General features: G+C 65.2%; 19 protein-coding genes. 8 read left to right on the plus strand and 11 right to left on the minus strand.

The features are described from left to right. Window positions 1-38: 38 nt before the first annotated feature. Complete coding sequence (locus tag ACOOFO_RS01800) at window positions 39-3125, minus strand: parallel beta-helix domain-containing protein (RefSeq protein ID WP_420427950.1); 3087 nt, start codon at window positions 3123-3125, stop codon at window positions 39-41. Between the two features lie 167 nt (window positions 3126-3292). Further along, entirely contained in the window at window positions 3293-4210 is a 918-nt protein-coding gene (locus tag ACOOFO_RS01805) for a metal-dependent hydrolase (RefSeq protein WP_420427951.1), read from the minus strand. A 142-nt stretch (window positions 4211-4352) separates the two neighbouring features. Here ACOOFO_RS01805 and ACOOFO_RS01810 point away from each other — a divergent pair, with 142 nt between their 5' ends. Beyond that, window positions 4353-4838 (plus strand): hypothetical protein, encoded by a 486-nt coding sequence (locus ACOOFO_RS01810; RefSeq protein WP_420427952.1) that lies wholly within the window; start codon window positions 4353-4355, stop codon window positions 4836-4838. A gap of 86 nt (window positions 4839-4924) precedes the next feature. Further along, window positions 4925-5452 carry a CC0125/CC1285 family lipoprotein gene (locus tag ACOOFO_RS01815; RefSeq protein ID WP_420427953.1) on the plus strand — a complete coding sequence of 176 codons (528 nt, stop codon included), beginning with the start codon at window positions 4925-4927 and terminating at the stop codon, window positions 5450-5452. A gap of 10 nt (window positions 5453-5462) precedes the next feature. Here ACOOFO_RS01815 and ACOOFO_RS01820 read toward each other — a convergent pair whose 3' ends face one another. The 5 genes from ACOOFO_RS01820 to rmuC form a co-directional block, all read right to left on the minus strand. Beyond that, entirely contained in the window at window positions 5463-6395 is a 933-nt protein-coding gene (locus ACOOFO_RS01820; protein ID WP_420427954.1) for a class I SAM-dependent methyltransferase, read from the minus strand. Window positions 6396-6546: 151 nt separating this feature from the next. Then, window positions 6547-7113: an NnrU family protein gene (locus tag ACOOFO_RS01825; protein WP_420427955.1), complete on the minus strand. Its 567-nt coding sequence runs from the start codon at window positions 7111-7113 to the stop codon at window positions 6547-6549. A gap of 247 nt (window positions 7114-7360) precedes the next feature. Beyond that, a complete protein-coding gene (locus ACOOFO_RS01830; protein WP_420427956.1) occupies window positions 7361-7675 on the minus strand; it encodes a hypothetical protein in 315 nt (104 codons plus the stop codon). Window positions 7676-7775: 100 nt separating this feature from the next. Beyond that, a complete protein-coding gene (locus ACOOFO_RS01835; RefSeq protein ID WP_420427957.1) occupies window positions 7776-8261 on the minus strand; it encodes an AAA family ATPase in 486 nt (161 codons plus the stop codon). Continuing rightward, entirely contained in the window at window positions 8258-9787 is a 1530-nt protein-coding gene (gene rmuC / locus ACOOFO_RS01840) for a DNA recombination protein RmuC (protein WP_420427958.1), read from the minus strand. The genes ACOOFO_RS01835 and rmuC overlap by 4 nt, the downstream gene beginning before the upstream one ends. A gap of 186 nt (window positions 9788-9973) precedes the next feature. Here rmuC and ACOOFO_RS01845 point away from each other — a divergent pair, with 186 nt between their 5' ends. From ACOOFO_RS01845 to ACOOFO_RS01860, 4 genes are all read left to right on the plus strand, one after another. Next, complete coding sequence (locus tag ACOOFO_RS01845; protein WP_420427959.1) at window positions 9974-11050, plus strand: cobalamin B12-binding domain-containing protein; 1077 nt, start codon at window positions 9974-9976, stop codon at window positions 11048-11050. Beyond that, on the plus strand, window positions 11047-12123 hold the full coding sequence (locus ACOOFO_RS01850; RefSeq protein WP_420427960.1) for a GGDEF domain-containing protein: 1077 nt from the start codon (window positions 11047-11049) through the stop codon (window positions 12121-12123). Before ACOOFO_RS01845 ends, ACOOFO_RS01850 begins: the two co-directional genes overlap by 4 nt. A gap of 149 nt (window positions 12124-12272) precedes the next feature. Then, window positions 12273-12761, plus strand: coding sequence for an FKBP-type peptidyl-prolyl cis-trans isomerase (locus ACOOFO_RS01855; protein WP_420427961.1), 489 nt, complete (start codon window positions 12273-12275; stop codon window positions 12759-12761). A gap of 139 nt (window positions 12762-12900) precedes the next feature. Then, window positions 12901-13230 carry a zf-TFIIB domain-containing protein gene (locus ACOOFO_RS01860; RefSeq protein WP_420427962.1) on the plus strand — a complete coding sequence of 110 codons (330 nt, stop codon included), beginning with the start codon at window positions 12901-12903 and terminating at the stop codon, window positions 13228-13230. A gap of 53 nt (window positions 13231-13283) precedes the next feature. Here ACOOFO_RS01860 and ACOOFO_RS01865 read toward each other — a convergent pair whose 3' ends face one another. Both ACOOFO_RS01865 and ACOOFO_RS01870 read right to left on the minus strand, forming a co-directional pair. After that, the gene (locus ACOOFO_RS01865; RefSeq protein WP_420427963.1) at window positions 13284-14657 is read right to left on the minus strand and encodes a WS/DGAT/MGAT family O-acyltransferase; all 1374 of its coding nucleotides are present in this window, start codon (window positions 14655-14657) and stop codon (window positions 13284-13286) included. A gap of 63 nt (window positions 14658-14720) precedes the next feature. Further along, window positions 14721-15494, minus strand: a complete 774-nt coding sequence (locus tag ACOOFO_RS01870; RefSeq protein WP_420427964.1) for a tyrosine-protein phosphatase — start codon at window positions 15492-15494, stop codon at window positions 14721-14723. Window positions 15495-15618: 124 nt separating this feature from the next. Here ACOOFO_RS01870 and ACOOFO_RS01875 point away from each other — a divergent pair, with 124 nt between their 5' ends. Then, window positions 15619-15912: a hypothetical protein gene (locus ACOOFO_RS01875; RefSeq protein ID WP_420427965.1), complete on the plus strand. Its 294-nt coding sequence runs from the start codon at window positions 15619-15621 to the stop codon at window positions 15910-15912. A gap of 12 nt (window positions 15913-15924) precedes the next feature. Here the strand turns inward: ACOOFO_RS01875 and ACOOFO_RS01880 are convergent, their stop codons facing one another. Both ACOOFO_RS01880 and ACOOFO_RS01885 read right to left on the minus strand, forming a co-directional pair. Continuing rightward, window positions 15925-16383 carry a DMT family transporter gene (locus tag ACOOFO_RS01880; protein WP_420427966.1) on the minus strand — a complete coding sequence of 153 codons (459 nt, stop codon included), beginning with the start codon at window positions 16381-16383 and terminating at the stop codon, window positions 15925-15927. A 23-nt stretch (window positions 16384-16406) separates the two neighbouring features. After that, entirely contained in the window at window positions 16407-17561 is a 1155-nt protein-coding gene (locus ACOOFO_RS01885; protein ID WP_420427967.1) for an alpha/beta fold hydrolase, read from the minus strand. A 176-nt stretch (window positions 17562-17737) separates the two neighbouring features. On the opposite strand from ACOOFO_RS01885, the gene ACOOFO_RS01890 reads away from it, so the two are divergent. Then, complete coding sequence (locus tag ACOOFO_RS01890; RefSeq protein WP_420427968.1) at window positions 17738-19510, plus strand: alpha/beta fold hydrolase; 1773 nt, start codon at window positions 17738-17740, stop codon at window positions 19508-19510. Window position 19511 lies beyond the last annotated feature (1 nt).

A 19511-nucleotide genomic window follows, 5' to 3' on the forward strand; every position in this document is an offset into this window, starting at 1 on the left:
CCACGGCGACGGCATGACCGTCGCCGCGGGGGCCTGCCTCAGTTTCCGGCGCAGCTCTCGGAGCCCGGATAGCGACTGTCGTCGGCCACCACCACGTTATTGATCCAGTTGCGGATCAAATCGTAGGCCTGGGTATGCACCACGCTGCGCGCGATGGGTGGCATCTGCGCCGCTGGCGTATCGGCTTCCGGCCCCAGCCGGTAGGGCAGGATGGAGCCATCCGCATCCATCGGTTTGATATCGACGGTGCGGCCGCCGCTGCCCTCGGCACCTGTGGCCGTCGGCCCCTTGCAGATGCCGTAGCTGGTATCGACGGGGCGGAAGACGTCCAGGTAGTAACCCGTATTGGCGGCGAAGCCGCGCGGGTTGTGACAGTGCTGGCAATTCACCTCCAGCCAGGCACGGGTGCGCGCCTCAATGTCCTCGTCGGAACCCGCCGGGAAGCCAGCATCCCCGGGCACGTTGAACTTGGGCAAACGCCCCAGATTGGTGGCGATCTGCGAAGTGGCATCCACACCCAGGTCCGAGGGGCATCCCGACATATAGCCGTTCTCACACAGCCAGGCAATCTGGTTGTTGCCCGCGATGGGATGGCGGCTCTGATCCGTGACCACCATCGACTCCGAGGCATAGGGGCGATTGAAGTTGCGCACCTTGGGCCCGATTGGCGCCGAGCCCGCTTCCAGGTCCTGGTTGGCGTGGCAGCTCAGGCACTGGTTGGCGGTGGGCACGCTATAGCTGTCCGTGGCGCCCTGCAGGCGTTCGCCGGTATTGACGTCCTCGAAGTTCCAGCTTGCCTGAATCCCGTTCTGGCCGCGCATCTGCAGTTCGGCAACGCGCTCGCCGTTGGCCTTGGTGCGCCAGATATAGGGCAGGCCCACCCAGCGCGTGCCGCCGCTGCTCGTGTCGCGCTTGATCAGAAGCCGCGTTTCGATGTGGTCTTCAGAGCCGTCGCTGGCGAAGGAGAAGGTCTTGGCGATGATCGTGCCGGTGGGGAAGACCAGCGTACCGGAGGGCTGGGTGGCCTCCGGCGCCGTATAGGTCATCGTCTCGCCGGGCGGCAGGTATGCCACGCGGTACTTCACGGAGTAATCCGAGAAGAGCTTGGTGTTCAGCACGAAGGGGAAGCCACGGCCATTCGGCTCGCTGGTCGGATCCTCGTCATCCTGGAACAGGTGGTACTGCGACAGCGTCGGGCAGTTCACCGCGGCGGCGGCGAAATTGACCTCGCCGGGGGCGACATCGGCATTGCAGAGGGCCGCCACTTCCTCGTCGCTGGGCGCCGGGTCGAGTTCGCCACTGGGCACGAAGGGCGGGATCACCACCGGTTCAATCTGCGGCAGATTCGCGCCGTACTGGGTCTCGCAGTCATGCGGTGACATGTCCAGATCGGCGGGGAATTCGGCGACCCCCGTCACCACACTCTGCAGACCCTCGGGGCTGAGCAGGTCACCGACCGGATCGTCACCAAGCAGGGCGAGTACCGCTTCCAGACCCCGCGTGCCGTGGAAGTTGCTGTAGGTGATGCTGTCGGCACCGAAGTCGTTGCTGCTGTCGATGCAGGAAGAAAAGAACTGCGGCACCTTGCGGGGATTGTCCGGCTGATCGGTGCGGAACTTGTAGGCGTTGTAGTGACACGCCGGCTGCGGTTCCTCGTTGGTATGGCGCGGCTTGCCCGGGAAATTCTCCTCTTCGGGGAGCGGCTGGCCGTTGGCATCGGTGGGATAGGGGCAGTCCGGGTCGTATTCCGGCAGCAAACCATCCCAGATGATATGCGCACCACGGATCGGGTTGGCGCCCGGCGGGCAGCTGCCCGGGCTGGTCAGACAGCCGGCCGCCGTCTTGACGCCAAGGATGGCGGGCAGCAGCCGCGCCACATCCTGATTTGCGAGATCATTGGTCGTGGGCAGCGGAATGCCGTTGCCATTGTTGCGGAAGGTGTTGCGGAAGATGCGCATGCCCTCGGTATAGAAGTCGATCTTCTTGTCCGTGGGCCGGCCGGCGCCTTCCGGGAACAACTCGTAACTGACGTGGATGATGCCGCCGGTATTGTTGTCGATGAACTCGTTGTCGTAGACATCGATCCGGTCGTAGGCCAGCGTGATCATGCCGCTGCCCGGCGGCACATTGGCGACGAAGCCGCCCTCGGTGAAGTTGTAGGTGTTGTTCATGCGCGAGATGTTGTTGCGCATGATCGTGCGCTCACCATATTGGGTGAGGTTGTCCAGATCGTAGATCAGGAAGCCGCCGGTATTGCACTCGGCCAGATTGTTCGAATACTCGCCATGACGGACGTTCTCGATCTCCAGACCGAAGACGTTATAGGCCGCGCGCGAGTTGCGGATGATGGCGTTGGAGGTCTGACCGACATAGATGCCCGCGTCGGAGGCCCCGATGGATTCCGCGCCATCGACCAGAATGTTCTTGGATTTGACCGGATAGATGCCGTAGCGGCCGGCCTTGTCGCTCACCGTGTAGTCCGGAGACGTGGTATCGGCGCCGGGGAACTGGTTCTCCGGCGCGCTCGGGTCGAGTGTCGCGGGGTCGGTGCAGGCCACCTGCAGCGGACTGTCTTCGCCGCGATAGTTGTCTGCCGTCACAGGATTGGGCGATTCGCGACCGCCGCCCGAGGACCAGAAGGTGCGCACCCGACGCACGGTGCCGTGATCGACATTGCGCATCTCGATGCCATTGCCGGCCGAATCGGCGACCGTCAGATCCTCGATGACCACGCCGCGCACCTCGTCGACCAGAATGCCTTCCACGCCATCGCTGTTGCGGAAGGACAGCACCGTCTCGTCCATGCCGCAGCCCTTGATGGTGACTGCCTCGGTCTGGGTCAGCAGCAAGGTCGACGTCAGATCATAGAAGCCGCAGTCGAAGCGGATCGTGTCACCCGGTCGCGCGCGAATGAAGGCTTCGATGGCCTGGTCCGTGGCGTTGGCCCCGATGGGCACATCCAGCGTTCGTCCCGGTGCAGAACCGCCGCCGTTTCCGCCGCCATTGCCGCCACCGCCGCCGCTACCACCCGAGCCGGCGTTATCGGACGAGCCGCTACCGCCACATCCAGCGGCAAGAATGGCTACGAAAAAGGGCACCGCGAGCGAGCGAATGAGGGTCTGCATCGCTTTCCTCCTGGCTTGTGCCGCCAAGTTGATCAGCACGTTGTCATGAACAAGTCGTGCAGCATGCCAGCGGCTGCGCGTGCTGCGCATCGCAATTCCTTAGTAATTTGCCCTACTTTGCCGAATCATTGTCGATATCCGGCTTGCAAGGGGGCGCGAAATGCGATTCAGCCAGCCGTGTCGCCGTAGCGCGTCACACGGAGAATCTCGGCCATCTTGTCGCGGTCGATTTCGAGCACATTGCCACCCTCGGCCTCATATCTCCGCCAGGCAATCTGGATCGGACTCTGCCCGTCCGTGACCAGCGGATGACGCCGGGGGTCATAACCGCGCCGGAAGGCGGGCAACGCGTTCTTGAGAAAGATGCCACCAAGACGCAGGAAGAAGCCCACACAGCGCAGAGCGCGGCGTGGACGCCGCAGCCAGCCCTCGACGCGCGCCATGTGGAAGTAGGCCGTGAAGGTCTCGCGAAAGATGTGAGTGAGCGCGACCAGCACCATCCACTTGCGGTACCACTCGTGTTCGCCGTAGAGATGGCGGTAGACGTCAATGGCCACCGCGCCGTGCTCCACCTCTTCCACCTGATGCCAGACCCAGAGCGCGTTCATGAGCGGCTGCGCATCGGCCAGCCAGCGCGGATGGTTTTGCAGAATGATCCCACCCGCGAGAAAGGTGAAAGTCTCATAACCGGCGGTGAAACCGGTCAGCCGCTTGAGGCTGTCCCGGTTGGCGGCACCTTCAAAGTATTTCTTGTTCGCCGCCTCGAATTCGGGCATGCGCGGATAGCGCTCTGCCAGGCGGGCGTTGAGCTTCAGGAAGTTATTGGCGTGGTGCGCTTCCTGACCGATGATGGCGGTGGCGTCGCGCTTGAGTTCGGGGTCGGTGATGTGCTCCCGCGCCTTGCGCATGCTGTGCACCAGATAGCGCTCGAAGTAGGGCACATGCACGCCAAGGGCGTTCAGGAAGACCGCGAATTCGGGTACGCGCGGACTCCAGACGAAATCCGCCTGCGTCAGTTCGTCGATCGTGAACTTCAGCGGCCGGACCGGAAAACCCTGCATGGGATGGGTGGCAACGCTCGCCATGGTCTCCTCCTGCACCACTTCAGGGTGCTTTCAAGGCGCGTAATGCGGACTACGCATACGCAATACATGCAGCATAATCCTTCTTGCCGCAGGAATGAAGCCTGCTTCGGTGCATCGGAACACAACACACAAAGGGGACGCCATGAACCACGAGCACGCACACCGCATGATGAAGAACGGCATCGCTTCGATGCTGCTTGCCATGATCGGTGGATTCTTTCTCACCTTCGAGATGCTCGGCGGCATCTCCTTTTCGCCGGTTCCGGTCTTCATGGACATGGAGATCCCCGGCACGGCGCGCGGCTGGCGCATCCTGCATATCGGCATGCTGATGAACGGCATCATGGCCATCGCCCTGGCTGCCGCGCTCAAGGCCGTGGTGCTACCCAGCGGGCGCGCGGCGATGGTGAGCTGGGGCGTGGTCATCGCAGTCTGGGGCAACGCGATGTTCTATCTGTTCGGCATGTTCGCCGAGAATCATGGCCTCAGCCTGCATGACTCCCCGCTGGGCGAGGCCAGCCTGGCCGGCGCACTGGCCTTCGTGCCCGCCATTATTGGCGCGGTCACCCTGTTCGCCGCCCTCCTGTTCCTGCTCGGGGCAAAAGCGCGATCGGGGGCCAACGGATAGCGCGCGACCGAGAGGACCTTGCAGGGCATCATGGAACACTGCGGCAGGGGCGCGCTCTAAGCAGAACCCCTTGCGACGAGAAGGACATGAGAAGCGCCGTTCTATGCCTTGCCCTGCTGTTCGTCACCGCCTGCGCCACCGGCCCCACACCGTATCAGCCGCGACCGGAGGATGGCCTGCACGGCTACAGTGAGCAGGCACTGGAGCCAGACCGCGTGCGCGTGGTCTTCCGAGGCAACTTTCTGACGCCACAGGAGACCGTGGAAAACTATCTGCTCTACCGTGCTGCGGAGATCACTGTGGAGCGGGGTTACCGCTACTTCGTACCGAGTCTGCACAAGGTAGAAGAGGATCGCCCCCATCAGACCGTGGTGACTGGCATCACCACCGGCTTCGGGTGGCATGGCGACCCCTTTGGCACCAGCCTGATCATCGTCGACCGGGTCCCCGCGCAGGGCGGAGAGAGTTATCGGGCCTCGGCCATCTTCAAGCTGCTGCAGGAAGCCCCCGCACAGCACGCCATCGACGCCTTCGATGCCCGTGAGGTCCTCGAAACCCTCGGCCCCAGCATCATGCGGCCTTCCGAGGACGCGTCCACCGCCACCACATCCTAGTCGGCCAGCGTTACACCTCAGCCAGTCCGACCAGACCAACCGCCAAGGGCCACCACATCGACAGCCGTGTGTCGCTGCGTCCCGCCACCGGCTCGGAGGCGGCTGCCCGCGCGCGCAAGACGATCAAGCGGTAGCTCTTCCAATGCGAAAATGCTTGCGGATTGCGCTCACCACTCAGGTACTTGCGCCGAAAGCGCTCCAGACGTCGGCGCATGAACCAGGCAGCAAGGCGGCTGATCCTGGGATAGTGCGCACGCGCATACTGGCCGATGATGGCGGAGCCAGGGCCCACCAGCTCGGCGCGCAGCTGATCGTAGACCGCCATCGTAGGCGCTACACGCGCGGTGATATCCATACCCACGGCGGCTTCCAGACCCGCATCCCGCACAGCAGGCGCAAATCGCGTGTAACGATGGCCGCCGCCCATGGGCCCCTTGCCCGCGGCTTCGGTCTTGAAGAAATCGCAGATCACAATTTTGCCGCCCGGTCGCAGCAGGGCGCGGGCACGCGGCAATGCAATGTCCATAGGAATGTACTGGAAGCTCTCGCTGAACAGCACCACGTCGAACTGCGCCTGCGTTTCCAGTGCCTCGAAGCGACATTCGTGGACCTCCACCGCATCACCCAGGCGTTCGCGCGTGCGCGCGGCGAGCACCGCGGAAGGAGAAACGCAGGTCACCGTATGTCCGCGCTCGACGAGCCGCTGTGCCACCACACCTGCACCGCAACCCACATCCAGTACCGAGGTCGCTTCGGTCGGAATATGGGTGAGGAGAAACTCGGTATAGCGTCGCTGCGCCTCCGCAATGTTGCCGAGACAGGGCGGCAGGTCTTCATCCCACAGCCCATAGTGCAGGGCATCGGTCCCCGCAAAATAACGTAGCGCGAGCAAGCCCAGTTCAAGCCCCAGTTCGCGCGTATCGGCAGCGACAGGCGTTGGCATCTAGACAAGGCTCCGAACTTGGGGGTTGCCCATCATTGCTCAGATCGCTGCACTGCAGCAATCATCGGTCAAACACGGCGCAATAAGTCCGCGTGCCCCCGTGGTACGGCCCACGAGGGGGGCTGCGCCCCGCACTCCATGACGGAGCGGCTCAACCCATGGCGATCACGGGACGTCCGGCGATCCAGGGATGCACGACGATGAGCAAGGCAGCCAGGACCAGGCCGATGATGGCGCTGACCGTGGTGCGCACCGCGCCCACCGGTTCCGGCTTGACCCAGGCACCGTCGCGGCGCTTGATGAAGATCACCTCCAGCACCGCCCAGGCCAGAAAGCCGCCGAAGAGGATCAGCGAACGCCACTCGCCATTGGCGAGCAGATGCGCCACTGCCCACAGCTTGACGCCGGTGAGCTGCGGGTGCCGGATGATCCGCTTGATGTCGGTGGGCGCACGCGCGCTGATGAAGAGCACCACAGCGATGGGCACAAGCAGCAGAGTGGCGTGACGCAGACCGATGGGAGGCACATAGGCCGAGGTAGGCGGCATGGCCTGCCAGCCAAGCACGATGATGACCAGCGACAGCACGATCACGAGCGAGAACAGCCCCTTGTAGGGCCCCAGCCCCAGCGTGTCGACAAGGTGCTGCCGTGCCGACGGCGCAACCGCCACGAACAGATGCGTCACCGCCCACAGCACGATACCTAGACTGAGCAGCATCGTTTCGCTCCTTCCGCTCCCTGAATGACAGGCAGCCTAGCAGCATTCCGGCACTATCCGTACGGACGCCACGCAGGCGCCGTTATGCGCTACCGCGGGGGCGACACAGAAGCGAGCGTGATGGGCGGGTCACGTGAAAGGGCCGATGAGAGCGGCCACACAGGCGATGCGCCTGATCCGGGCGATGTCCCCAAACGCACCTGCCGGCGACCACAATCACGCCTGCCCGCGCCCACGCGCGGGCGGATTACAAGCCGGTCGCGTTGCCGAGTCCGCCGAGGGGCTGATTGATCGCACCCTCCAGCGTGGAGGTCGGCGCGCTAAGCGGCCCGGCGCTGCGCTCAGAGGGGCAGGCCTGCCGCGGCTGCGCTGCGGGGTCGCGTGCATTCTCCGGGCAGCGCCTGCTCCGATCAGCGCGCAGCGCCTCCTCCGTCATCGCGCGACGCTCTGCCTGTTCGCTGTCCGTGGCATTCGCTTGATCCTGCGCGTCGGGGGTCGTGGCGCAGGCTGCCAACAGCGTGGCGGCCAACAATGTGCAGCTGATACGCAAAGCATGGGGCATGGGCTGCCTCCTTGTTCGATTCCTCAATGACGGTTGCCATGTAGACATTGCGGCATTGGGCGTGTTCCATCCGCGCGCCGGTGCTCTTGGCACCCCGCGCTCAAAGCGCGGCGTAGTCCTCAATCCTGCGGAGCTCGCGCTTGTCCCCGCTGAAGACCTCGAAGAGCGCACGATGGCGGATCAGGCCATACTCGTCCCGGCGCTCGGGATAGGCCCGCACCCAGGCGATGAGGGCGTCCAGATGGGCGTCCTGTTCAGCCGCGCTGGCGAATTTGTCCGGCTCCCAGGGCCGTCGGCGGCAATGGGCAACACAGACCTCCACGCCCGGATTGAGGAACAGCAGATGATCGCAATCCGGCAGCAGCGCCTCGGCGATGTCGGCATAGCAGCCTTCGATCACGCGATGCACCTGCCCTTGGACCAGCGCCTGCAGTGCTGCCACGCTGGCCTGAACGGGGTGGCGCTGCGTGCCTTCGGCGAAGGCGACACGGTCCATGGACAAAGGCGCCACCCCCAGTTCGGCGGCGAGACGCCGCGCCAGCGTGGTCTTGCCCGACCCACTGTTGCCGATGATGAGGATATTCACCGACCTGGCTCCGGATCGGCACCGTCAGCGGCGTCAGTGGTCGGCGACGCGTCGCCTGTCGACGATGGCAGCGCCCGATCCTCCGCCGTAGGAAGCGGCTGCATCTCCGGAGCAAGCAGCGGGCGCGCGGCATGGTCGATGGGTTCCACTTCGGACAGGGCCTCGCCCCCCACCTGCAGGTCGCGGAACTTGCGCGCCGAACTCAGCACGCGGGTTTCCAGCGATCCCACGGCCTTGTTGTAGGCGTCCACGGCGTTGTCAAGGCTCTTGCCGACTTTCTGCCAATGGCCCGCCAGGGTACCGATGCGGTCGTAGATCTCCCGGCCCAGCTTGGCCACCTTTTCGGCATTCTCGGCAAGGTCCTCCTGGCGCCAGCCGTAGGACACCGCCTTGAGCAGGGCGATGAAGCTGGTCGGCGAGGCGACGATGACCTTGCGCTCGGCGCCGTACTCAATGAGGCTGGGGTCGGCCTTCAACGCCTCAGAGAAGAAGACCTCGCCCGGTACGAAAAGGACGACGAACTCCGGCGTGCGGTCAAACTGTTCGAAATACTGCTTGCCGCCCAGCTGCTGGATATGACTGCGCAGCTGCTGGGCATGCTGTTTCAGGCGTGCGTTGCGGCTGTCTTCGTCGGGGGCTTCGATGGCCTCCAGGTAGGCGGCGACCGGCGCCTTGGAATCGACCACGATGCGCCGTCCGCCAGGCAGGTGCACGGTCATGTCGGGGCGCAAACGCCCACCCTGATCCGTACTCACGCTCTCCTGCTCGGAAAAGTCGATGTGCTCGGTCATGCCGGCCATCTCGGCAACGCGCTTGAGCTGGACTTCTCCCCAGCGACCGCGGGTATGCGGCTGGCGCAGCGCCTTGACGAGTCGGTCGGTTTCCCCCTTCAGAGCAGGCAGGTGGGTATCGATCAGGGCCTTCATCTGCTGGTTGAGCGCGCCGTAGGCCTCGCTGCGTGCTGCCTCCAGCTTCTGGTTCTGCCCTTCCAGCTTGGCCAATGATTCGCGCAGCGGCTTGACCAGCTCATCCACCGCCTGCCGGCGCTTGTCGAGGTCGTTGCGGGCCAGCTGCTCCTGCTGCTGAAAGCGCTGTTCGGCCAATTGCAGCAGGGACTTCTTGTTGGCCTCCAGCGCTTCCGCGGAAAGGATCTTGAAGCGCTCCTCGAGCTGCTCACGCGTGCTCTCGAGCAACTTCTGCTTTTCCTGTGCCGCTTTCTGCTCTGCTTCAAGGCGTGTACGCAGCTCCGCAGCGGCCGTGCGCTCACGCTGTAATTGTTCGCGCAGCGTTTCCTGCATCTGATGCAGCTCGGCGATCCGCTGCTCACGCTCCGCCAACCGCTGTTGCATGGATTCGGCCTGGGCCTCATAGCCGACGCGCTCGCTGCGCAGCGTCTGCACGTCCTGCACCAACCCGGCGATGCGGCGACCGCGCCCTAGCGCGAGCAACAGAAGCCCCACCGCCAGGGCGGCAAGGCCACCGGCCAGCCAGGGCAATAACAAGGAAAGCAGTTCGGTGTGTGTCATTGCCTGCATGCTGCCACGCCGGGGACCGCGGCGGTTGTGGCCGCCGACTCAGCGGGCAAGTGCTACCGGCGATCAGCCGATCGGATGGTCTGTTGAAGCGCCGTCGACATACTGGCAATGACGTCCCCCGCACGGCCAGCAGTGGTCGGGTCCCGGAGGGCGATAGCTTATCGCAGCAGGAATCGCATGATCGAACGCGCTCTTGTCATTGAAGCGGCGGAAGCCCACGCCGTGATCCAGAATCAGCGGGATGCAGCCGTCGCGGCGCTGGTCGAGGTATTCCGCAACCGTGCAGCCCAGGCATGGCGCGAGTTCGGCGAGGACGCCGTGCGCGAGATGCGCGACGAGGCCCATCGGCTGCTGGATCACTTTGAGGCATCCATCGCCGGGTACACCAGCAGCCCGCTGGTGCGCTATCTGCTGTGGTTGCGCGACGTGCTGACGGCGCGACAGGCAGCCCCGGATGCCGTGCCGCTCTGTCTGGACCGCCTCGATGCGGTCTTCGGCGACACCGCCTCAGCCAGTGCGCGTGCCGCACTGTACGGCGTCCTGCGCGAAGTGCAATACGCCCTGCGCTGGCACCGCCACGCCACCGACTGGCGCATTCATTCTCCGCCGGACAGCCGCGGCTATGCCGAGTTCGAGGCGGCCCTCGTCGCCGGCGATCACGTTCTGGCGCAGCAGCTGTTCCGGGCCGCACTGGAACGGCAGCGCGACCCGGTGGCCGCCGCTGTCGAGCTCGTCCAGCCCGCGCTCTACAGCATCGGCCGCAAATGGCAAGACAATCAGATTTCCGTGGCCCAGGAGCATCTGGCGACGGCGATCGTCGAAGCTCTGCTTGCAGAGACGGCCCATGCACACGGGCGCGGTGGCCCGGAAGACTCGTCATCGATGCTCGCGCTGGCACCGGGGAACCGGCACAGCGTGGGACTGCGTATTGTCGCCGATGCCCTCGCCGAAGCCGGATGGAACACGCACACGCTGCCCGCGGGCGGGGATGTGCACGCCATCCTCGAAGCGGTCGCGCGGGAGCGGCCGCAGGTACTGGCCGTGTCGGTGTCGCTGGCGCATCACCTGCTCACGACGCGCGCCCTGTTCACGCGCGTTCGCAGCCGCCTGGGGCCGGCTGCGCCGCAGCTTCTGCTCGGCGGCCTGGCCGTTGCCGAGTACCCCGATATCGCGCGCAGCATGGAAGACATTATTCTGGTGCCCGACGTCCGCGACCTCGGCCAAACCTTGCGCACGCTCGCCAAGGTGGCATGACGCAGGACGCGCTCCCGATGGAGTGGCTGGCGCCGATGCGCAGCATCGCGTTCGCCCGCATCGCCGACGACGGTGCGCTGCAATGGGCCAACGAAGGCTTTCGCCGATTGCTGCCAGACGCCGTACGCAATGCATCGCATCTCCACGTAGCGCCCTACTTGCTGTCCCCCCGGCTGGATGCCTTGCAGCGTCTGGCGGGGACGGCGGCCGCGCCCTGCTATCGCGGTTTGCTCACCATCGGCGACCCGGAAGGCCAGGCTCGGAGCCTGCGCGGCCATGTGCGATTTCAGAGCGATGGATGGCTGCTGATGGCGGAGCACGATATCGAGGACATCATGCGCGTGTCGGATGCGGCCATGCGACTCAGCGCCGATCTGGCCCAGAGTCAGCGCGAGCTGATCGTCATGAACCGTCGATTGTCCGAGCGAGAGGCGGAGATCCACAGCCTCTCGGTCACTGACCAGCTCACCGGCGTCGGCAACCGGCGTCAACTGGACCAATGCCTGGAAGCGGCGGTCATGACTGCGCGAACGGAACACATCCCCTTCAGCCTGGTCATGATCGACATCGATCACTTCAAGGCGGTCAATGATGTCTTCGGGCACGCCATCGGCGATCGTCTGCTGCAGCATCTCGCACGGACCCTGCAGGAAGGGCTGCGCAACACGGATACCGTCTGCCGCTTTGGAGGCGAGGAATTCGCCATTGTCATGCCGGACTGTGATCTCGATGCCGCCGGCGCCTGCAGCGAAGCGATGCGCACCCGCATCGCACAGTTGCCGGGAGTGGAGCAGGCACCGCGCGTCACTGCCACCTTCGGGGTGGCGCAATGGCGCGAGGGCGATACCGCTGACAGCCTGCTGCAACGTGCCGACGATGCGCTCTACCAGGGCAAGTCCGACGGTCGCAATCGGGTGGTATGCGCCGATGCGCCGTGCGCGCCGATGCGGCCCTCGGGCGCGGGCGAGCGATCGCGGCAAGCGTGGCCGGCATCCATCGAGCGACGCAGACGCGGCGGCCACTGGCATCCGGCTTCGGGCGGCGCAGAGCACTCGCGCGGCGGCAGCGGCTGATCGCTCTTAGCCGCCGGAGCGCGTCTGGCCGAAACGCGACCTGAGCGGTACCGCTAGTCCAGACGGGGCGCCCGCACAACACGGCGTGCCAGCACTTGGCGCCTATCTCGCGTAGGATGCGCCGAACATCTGTTTATGTGGTACCAACCGTGCAAATCACCGACAAGACCGTCGCCGAGTTCCATTACACGCTCACCAACGACAACAAGGAAGTCATCGATTCCTCGCGCGAGCGCGAGCCGATGCGCTATCTCCACGGCGCCAGCACCATCGTTGCCGGTCTCGAGGAAGAGATGGAAGGCAAGCAGGCGGGCGACAAGTTCCAGGTGGCCGTGACACCGGAAAATGGCTACGGCGAACGCGTCGAGCAACTGGTGCAGACCGTGCCGCGCTCGGCCTTCGAAGGCGTCGATGAAGTGGCGCCCGGCATGCGCTTCCGTGCGGAGACCCAGCAGGGCCCGGTGACCGTCATGGTCACGGAAGTGGGCGACGAGGAAGTGACCGTCGATGGCAACCATCCGCTCGCCGGCGAGAATCTGAATTTCGACGTCGAAGTCGTGTCCGTGCGCGAAGCCACGCCGGAAGAGATCGAACACGGTCATCCGCACAACGACGACGGCAGTCATCCGGACGACTGAGTCGATCGGGCCGTTTTCGGCCGTTTGTCTGTTGAAAGGCCGCGTCGGGCAGCCCCGGCGCGGCCTTCTTGTTGCACCCACTTGCACTTGGCCGCCGTCGGCGTAGTCTCGATGTTGGGTTTCCACGAGGAGTGTGCCCATGCATCACAAGGATCACCTGGGTGAACGCCTGCGTCTGCGGGAAAAGGTCGAGGAAGACCGCTACTTTGCCAACCTGGAACGCCTGCGCCGCGAAGGCGGCGCGCCGGCAGCCGCGATGACCGGGCATGCCATGGCGCAGGCCCCGGAGGAAGGCGCCTGCCCACGCTGCGGTATCCGTCTCGTGCCGGCGCAGATTCGCGCCCTTGAGGTCCACGAGTGCGCCCGCTGCGGTGGCATCTGGCTCGACCGCATGGCGCTACGGCCCTTCCCGAGCCAGCATCGCAGGCCTCTGCTGGATTACGTCGCGGAGTATTTCCGCGCCCACTGAAGCGGTTCGCCCGCCTGCCTGGGGTGATCGCCGCCAGGCAGGCGGAGGCATCGCTAGAGCGCGGCTTCCAGTTCTTCCAGTGCCTCGGCGCTGTAGACCGCCATGCGCTGCAGATGGGGCACGCTGTCGCGGCAGCCGGTGAAGCCAAAGTCCAGTTTGTCGACGTAGCTCACCACGGTGACATTGAGTCCGTAGCCGTGGAAGGGAATCGACATCGGATAGTAGGCGTCCAGCTTCCAGCCACGGAAATACAGCGGCTCCCGCGGACCGGGGACGTTGGATACCACCAGATTGAAGGCCGGGCGCACCCGACCGACCGCGCCGGGCACCTGCGCCAGCAGCAGCGGCGCCATCAACAGCGCGCTGTATTGCATGATGCCGGCGCGCGTCATGCCCTTGAGTTGCGCCTTGGCGCTCGTGGTGGAGGCGATGATCGCCTCAAAGCGCGCCACCGGATCCTCGATATCGGTCGCAAGCGACGCCAGAATGGTGCCCACGGCGTTGCCGCCACCCGGATCGTCCTTGGGGCGGATATTGACCGGCAGCATGGCCGTCATCGCCTCGCGCGGCAGCGCATTTTGCTCCTGCAGCAGACGGCGCAGGGAGGCACTGCTGACCGCGAGCACGACGTCGTTGATGGTGCCGCCGAAGTGCTCCCCGACCCGCTTGAAGCGTTCCAGCGCGAATTCCTGCGTCGCAAAGCGGCGGTTGCGACTGACGCGCTGATTGACGATCGACTTCGGCGCGCGCATGGGCGCCGCGAGTTCATTGTGATCGCGCTGATAGGAGCGGAACAGCGACTTGCTGATGCTGCGCGTGGTGCCCAGCTGCTCGCGTGCGACCCGCATCAGACTTTCCAGCACCGGCGGCGCTTCGCTGCCTTCGCTGCGTGGGCGCTTGTCCGGTGCACGCGCGAAGAACATCGGCGAATCACGATCCTCGGGCGATCGGCTCAGGCTGCGCGACAGCAACTGAATGCCGGTATAGCCGTCGATAAGGCTGTGGTGCACCTTGAAGTACATCGCGAAGCGGCCGCCTTCCAGGCCTTCGATGAAATGCACCTCCCACGGCGGACGATGGAAGTCGATGCTGTGGCTGTGCAGGCGCGAAACCAGCACCCCCAGCTTGCGCTCGTCACCCGGCGCCGGCAAGGCGGAGTGGCGCACGTGGTAGTCGATGTCGAAATCCTCGTCCTCGATCCAGCGCTGCAGGGGATGGGCCGGCACATTCGGGAAGCGCAGTTTCAGATTCCACGGCGGGTAGACCCGGACCTCATTGCGGATCTCCTCCATCAAGGTGCTGAGATCTTCCGGATCCTCGCCGGGGGCAGCGGAGCAGGTCATCATCGACCCGACGTGCATCATGGACTCGCGCGTCTCGTTGGCGAGAAAGGTCCAGTCCAGCGCGTTCAACCGCTTCCCGGCCATGGCGTGCTCCTCTTTTTGTTGTCGTAGGGTCACCTTAGCAGGCGCACGCCGGGGACTGCGCCCCTATTCCAGAAAACGGTCGCGCAGGCGCTCCACCAGGCCACTGCCCACACCGAAGGGCGCCAGATACTGCGCCACGCTGCCGTGCGCCGCGCGCAGGCCCTGCAGGAAGGCCACCATGTGTTCCGGGCGCGCGTTGAGGGCATCGGGCGGCGCACCGTGCTGACGATACTGCGCAAAGGCCGCGGCACGATCCGCTTCCGGAATGGCCTGACCGACCAGCTCGGTGAGGGCATAATCGGCGGCGATGGTTTCGTCCGGCACGCCCAGCAGGGTCATCAAGGTGGCCGCCACGATGCCGGTGCGGTCCTTGCCGGCGGCACAGTGGAACACCATCGGCGTGGCGTCATCGGCAGCGATGCATTGCAGCACGCGCGCCAGTACCGGGCCGACGCCGCGCGAGATCCAGAGATAGACGATGCCCAGGTCGTCCAGGTCGGGCAGCGGATCGTCGTCCGGTACATCTTCGCGATTGAGCGGCAGGTGAAACAGGCGCACATCCACGCCATCGGCGATGGGGGCCACGCCCTTGCGCTCGCATTCGCGGGCATGGCGCAGGTCGACCACGCTGCAGATGCCCAGTCCGTCGCGCAGCAGCGTGCTGTCCGCTGACGTCAGTCCGCCCAGGGCGTCGCTGCGATAAAGCTGCCGCCAGCGCAGGCGCGCGCCGTCACGGGTGCGATAGCCGCCGATGTCACGGAAATTCCGGCTGCCTTCCAGTGGAATCCAGCGCTCGGCGATGGAGAGTTCGTCATCAAGAAACATCGGAAAAAGCATGCCTGCCTGCGCCGGCCATTCGCGCATTGTCGAAGCAAAGGTGCCGCTGAGGGGCACGCATTGCATTATCTCTCAGCCGCTGGCGCGGGTGCGCTGGCGTCGCACTGCTCACCCGTTGCCGCCCATGCTTCGATCCGCATCCTCCGACCGCTGTGCACTCTGCGACCGCACGGTGCCGCTGAGCTTTCACCATCTCGTGCCTCGCAAGAACCACCGCAAGCCGTGGTTCCAACGGCATTTCAGCAAAGAGGACATGCGTCGCCGTGGGATCTGGCTGTGCAGGGAATGCCACCGCGCCGTGCATCGCTTTCACGATGAACAGACCCTGGGCCGACAGTTGAACACGCTGGAGGCCCTGCGCGAGGATCCGCAGATTCAGCGGCACGTGGCCTGGGCGCGCAAGCTGCGTGCGCGCTAGGCGCAGGCGCGGCTAACCGCGCACCACCAGCAGCGCGCCCAGCACCAGCAGAAGCGCACCCGCCACGCGCACCAGATTGGCGGGGCGCTGCGCCAAGCCCAACAGGCCGAAATGATCCATCACCAGGGCGGCGATGAGCTGCGCCGCAACCAGCGTGGCAAAGAAGGCCGCCACCCCGACCTTGGGCGCGGCCCAGGTGGCGGTGGCCACAAAGCTGGCTCCCAGCGTGCCTCCGGCAAGCCAGAGATGCGTGGGCACCTGCGTCAGCATGCGCATGTCCGGCACGCCCTGGCGCGGCATGAGCAGCATCACCAGCACGCCAAGCACGCTGGCACCCGCGAGGAAGTTCACCAGCGCCGCACGCAAGGGAGATCCGAGATGGCTGGCGAGCTGACCGTTGAAGGCCGGCTGGGCCGCCACCGCGGCACCGGCGAGGGCAATCAGCACGATGGGAAGCAGCAGGGAAGGCATGGGATCTCCGTCGATCGATGCGGCTAGTCAGAGCGGCTTTCCAGCCAATCGGCCACGATGCGCCAGGTACCCCGCGGCGCCTTACCCCCGGCGAAGACGCCGGCATGACCGCCATCGGCCATCTGGAAGGTCTTGTCGTTGGAATTCACGACATCCATGACACGGCGCGCGCTGCCTTCGCCGACGAGGGTATCGCCGCGCCCCGCGATGGCCAGCAAGGCACAGGAGATCCGCTGGAAGTCGGCCTCGCTGTCGCCGAACTGGATGCGCCCCGTGGCCAGCGCGTTGTCCAGGCCGACCTTGATGATGAAGTCCTGCACGATCCCGCCGGGGTAATCGAGCATGCGATCGAACCAGCGGCTGGTGGTGGTGTGCACCTCAACGTATTCACGGTCCGCAAGATGGATCAGCAGGTCCCAGTAGGTCATCAGACTGCCCACCGGGTTGGTCATCTTGAACATCAGGGAATTGGCCCACCCGGGCATCTGCAGGTAGCGCGGATTGACGTCGTGCACGCGAAACGGGGTGTAGCGCCGCACCAGATAGGTGGGGTAGTTGAGCAACTCCAGCACCTTGGCGGCCAGGGTGGAGTCGTGCATGTCGATCGGGCTGGCAACGGTGACCAGATTGCGGATGTGCGGATCCCCGGTCACGCCGGCGTAGATCAGCGCGAACAGGCCGCCCATGCAATAGCCGAATAGGGTGATGTCCTGTTCGCCGGAATGGGCGCGCGCCGCCTCCAGCGCGGAGGGCAGCAGCTGCGTGGTGTACTCGCGTACCCCGTAATGGGCGTGGGCGCGGTGCGGCTCCCCGAAATCCACCAGATAGACCGGGTAGCCCTGCGCCAACAGGAAGCGCACCAGGCTGCGTTCCGGCAGCAGGTCGAAGATGAGCGTGCTGGCGGCCAGCGGCGGCACGAGCACGATAGGCGTGCGATGGGGCTTTTTCGAGACCGCCACGGTGTCGTCGCCGACCTGGATATGGCTGACATCCAGCGGGGGGTAATAGCGCAGCTTGAGCAGCCCGTTCTGATGGATCACCTCATAAGGCGTGCGGTCGGCCTTGACCAGGGCATCCGTACGGAACAGCCGATCAAAACCGTTGGTCAGCGCCTGACCGAGATCGTGCGCCGTACGGCGTCGCGCTCTGGCATCGCGTTCGAAGCGACGATGAAACACGGGCGTCCTCTCATTCTTCTGTGCCGGAGTCGATGACGGCATCGACCGGCTTACAGACTACACCGGCGGATCAGCTACGCGCCGCGTGCGAGACCTAAGCAAAAACAACGATTGAGACGCAGCCGTCATGCGCGCGTAATAAACGGTTCCATTGTGTTCTGACGGACCCCGCACCGATGCGCCTTCTCTCCCTTGCCGCTGTGCTGATGACCGCCCTGCTGCTGCCGGCCTGCGGTGGCAGCAACAACAACCCTTCCGCACCGGACAACGGCAGCGACAATCCCAGCGATGTGAGCGCGGCCGAAAACCGGCGCGTCGAGATTCCCTCGCCGGTCGAAGGCAGCATCGTCTTCCAACTGTTCACGCCGGAACGCATGGAACCGGGGATGCGCTACCCGCTGGTGCTGCACAGCCACGGTTTCGGCGGCAGCCGCCAGACCGAGTCGACCGGATTGATTGGAAGTTTGGTGAACAACGGCTACTACGTGATCAGCATTGATCAGCGCGGCTTCGGCGAGTCCACCGGACCGGTACGCGTCATGGACCCGGACGCCGAGGGACGCGACCTAGTGGCCATTCTGGACTGGGCGGAGACGGCCCTGCCGCAGCTGCAGCGCGATGCCAGCGGCACGATGATGGTGGGCGCCTACGGCTCCAGCTACGGCGGCGGATACCAGTTGCTGCTGCAGGCCGTCGACCCGAAGGCACGCCTGCGCGCGCTGGTACCGGACATCACCTGGCATGACCTGACCGAGTCGCTCAATCCAGGCGATGCCATCAAGTCGGGATGGGCGCTGGTGCTGGTGGCCGGAGGTGAATCGGGTTCGCAGGGGGATCTCGACAACGTCATCCGCGAAACCCTGTTGCGCGGCCTGACCACCAACCGCTTCCCGGAACCCGGCCTCGACTTCTTCCGCTACCACAGCCCGCGCTATTTCTGCGATGGGGAAGCCATTCCCGAAATCGCCTTCGCCCAGGGCACCGAAGTCCCGATGACGCCGCCGAGCACGCCCCCGGCGGCCGACATCCTGCTCTGGCAGGGCTTCCCCGACACCCTGTTCAACGTCACCGAAGCCTTCGACAACCTGCGCTGTCTGCGGGCACGCGGCGGTGACGTGCGACTGCTGACGCACCAGTCGGGGCATATTCTTCCGCTGAGTGTCGAGACGCTGAGCGCCGATCTGGATAGCGCGCTCGCCGCCCTTTCCGGCGCCGTGGTCGTGCCTGAATTTCAGGGCCCGGGCGGGCAAAACGCCTGCGGCAGCATCGACCGCGACACCGCCACCCTCGCCTGGTTTGAGGCCAAGCTCAAGGGGCGCGACGCCGCACTGGAAGAAGCCCTACCCACCGGCGACGCCATCTGCCTGTCGCTGGCCGAGGGCGACGCCGTGGCCGTCTCGGACATCCCCGAAGGCGGCAGCGACTTCCCGGTCGAGGCGAGCACGCCTGCCGTCAGCGGGCTCATCGGCGTGGCGACCAGCGCACTGGGTCCGGACTTGCCCGGCGGCATCCAGGCCATACCGCTGCAAACCATCGGCGAGGATGGTGCCGTGCTTGCCGGGCAGCCGACCATGCAATTGACCCTATCTCCGGTCAACGAGGCGCTCGCCCAGGCGGAATGCCTGAGCGCCTTTCTCCCGCTCGCCTGCGATCCGATCATCTATGTCGGTGTGGGCTATCAGCGCGACGGCCAGTGGCAACTGATCGATGATCAACTCAAGCCCCTGCGCGGCTACGGCGCCCACGGCACGCCCCAGGCACCGGAGCGTCTGGTCGCGGTTGCCGAGCGGCTCCAGCCCGGTGATACCTTGGGTCTGCTGGTCTACGGCTTTCATCCGCAGTATCTCGGCACCTTCTCGCGCGACATCCTGGTGCCGGCACTGACCCTCAGTGGCCGCGTTCAGCTGCCGCTGCTGTCGGCGCAGGACATCGTCGCCGAAGGCTTCTAGC

It is taken from the genome of Algiphilus sp. (genome assembly GCF_965216485.1).
GTDB lineage: Bacteria > Pseudomonadota > Gammaproteobacteria > Nevskiales > Nevskiaceae > Algiphilus.

Coding starts and splice junctions, on each gene's coding strand:
- ACOOFO_RS01845 (WP_420427959.1), top strand. CDS start 9,974: ATGATCGAACGCGCTCTTGTCATTGAAGCGGCGGAAGCCCACGCCGTG.
- ACOOFO_RS01805 (WP_420427951.1), bottom strand. CDS start 4,210: ATGGCGAGCGTTGCCACCCATCCCATGCAGGGTTTTCCGGTCCGGCCG.
- ACOOFO_RS01810 (WP_420427952.1), top strand. CDS start 4,353: ATGAACCACGAGCACGCACACCGCATGATGAAGAACGGCATCGCTTCG.
- ACOOFO_RS01820 (WP_420427954.1), bottom strand. CDS start 6,395: ATGCCAACGCCTGTCGCTGCCGATACGCGCGAACTGGGGCTTGAACTG.
- ACOOFO_RS01815 (WP_420427953.1), top strand. CDS start 4,925: ATGAGAAGCGCCGTTCTATGCCTTGCCCTGCTGTTCGTCACCGCCTGC.
- ACOOFO_RS01865 (WP_420427963.1), bottom strand. CDS start 14,657: ATGGCCGGGAAGCGGTTGAACGCGCTGGACTGGACCTTTCTCGCCAAC.
- ACOOFO_RS01830 (WP_420427956.1), bottom strand. CDS start 7,675: ATGCCCCATGCTTTGCGTATCAGCTGCACATTGTTGGCCGCCACGCTG.
- ACOOFO_RS01825 (WP_420427955.1), bottom strand. CDS start 7,113: ATGCTGCTCAGTCTAGGTATCGTGCTGTGGGCGGTGACGCATCTGTTC.
- ACOOFO_RS01875 (WP_420427965.1), top strand. CDS start 15,619: ATGCTTCGATCCGCATCCTCCGACCGCTGTGCACTCTGCGACCGCACG.
- ACOOFO_RS01890 (WP_420427968.1), top strand. CDS start 17,738: ATGCGCCTTCTCTCCCTTGCCGCTGTGCTGATGACCGCCCTGCTGCTG.
- ACOOFO_RS01860 (WP_420427962.1), top strand. CDS start 12,901: ATGCATCACAAGGATCACCTGGGTGAACGCCTGCGTCTGCGGGAAAAG.
- ACOOFO_RS01850 (WP_420427960.1), top strand. CDS start 11,047: ATGACGCAGGACGCGCTCCCGATGGAGTGGCTGGCGCCGATGCGCAGC.
- ACOOFO_RS01880 (WP_420427966.1), bottom strand. CDS start 16,383: ATGCCTTCCCTGCTGCTTCCCATCGTGCTGATTGCCCTCGCCGGTGCC.
- ACOOFO_RS01870 (WP_420427964.1), bottom strand. CDS start 15,494: ATGCTTTTTCCGATGTTTCTTGATGACGAACTCTCCATCGCCGAGCGC.
- rmuC (WP_420427958.1), bottom strand. CDS start 9,787: ATGACACACACCGAACTGCTTTCCTTGTTATTGCCCTGGCTGGCCGGT.
- ACOOFO_RS01800 (WP_420427950.1), bottom strand. CDS start 3,125: ATGCAGACCCTCATTCGCTCGCTCGCGGTGCCCTTTTTCGTAGCCATT.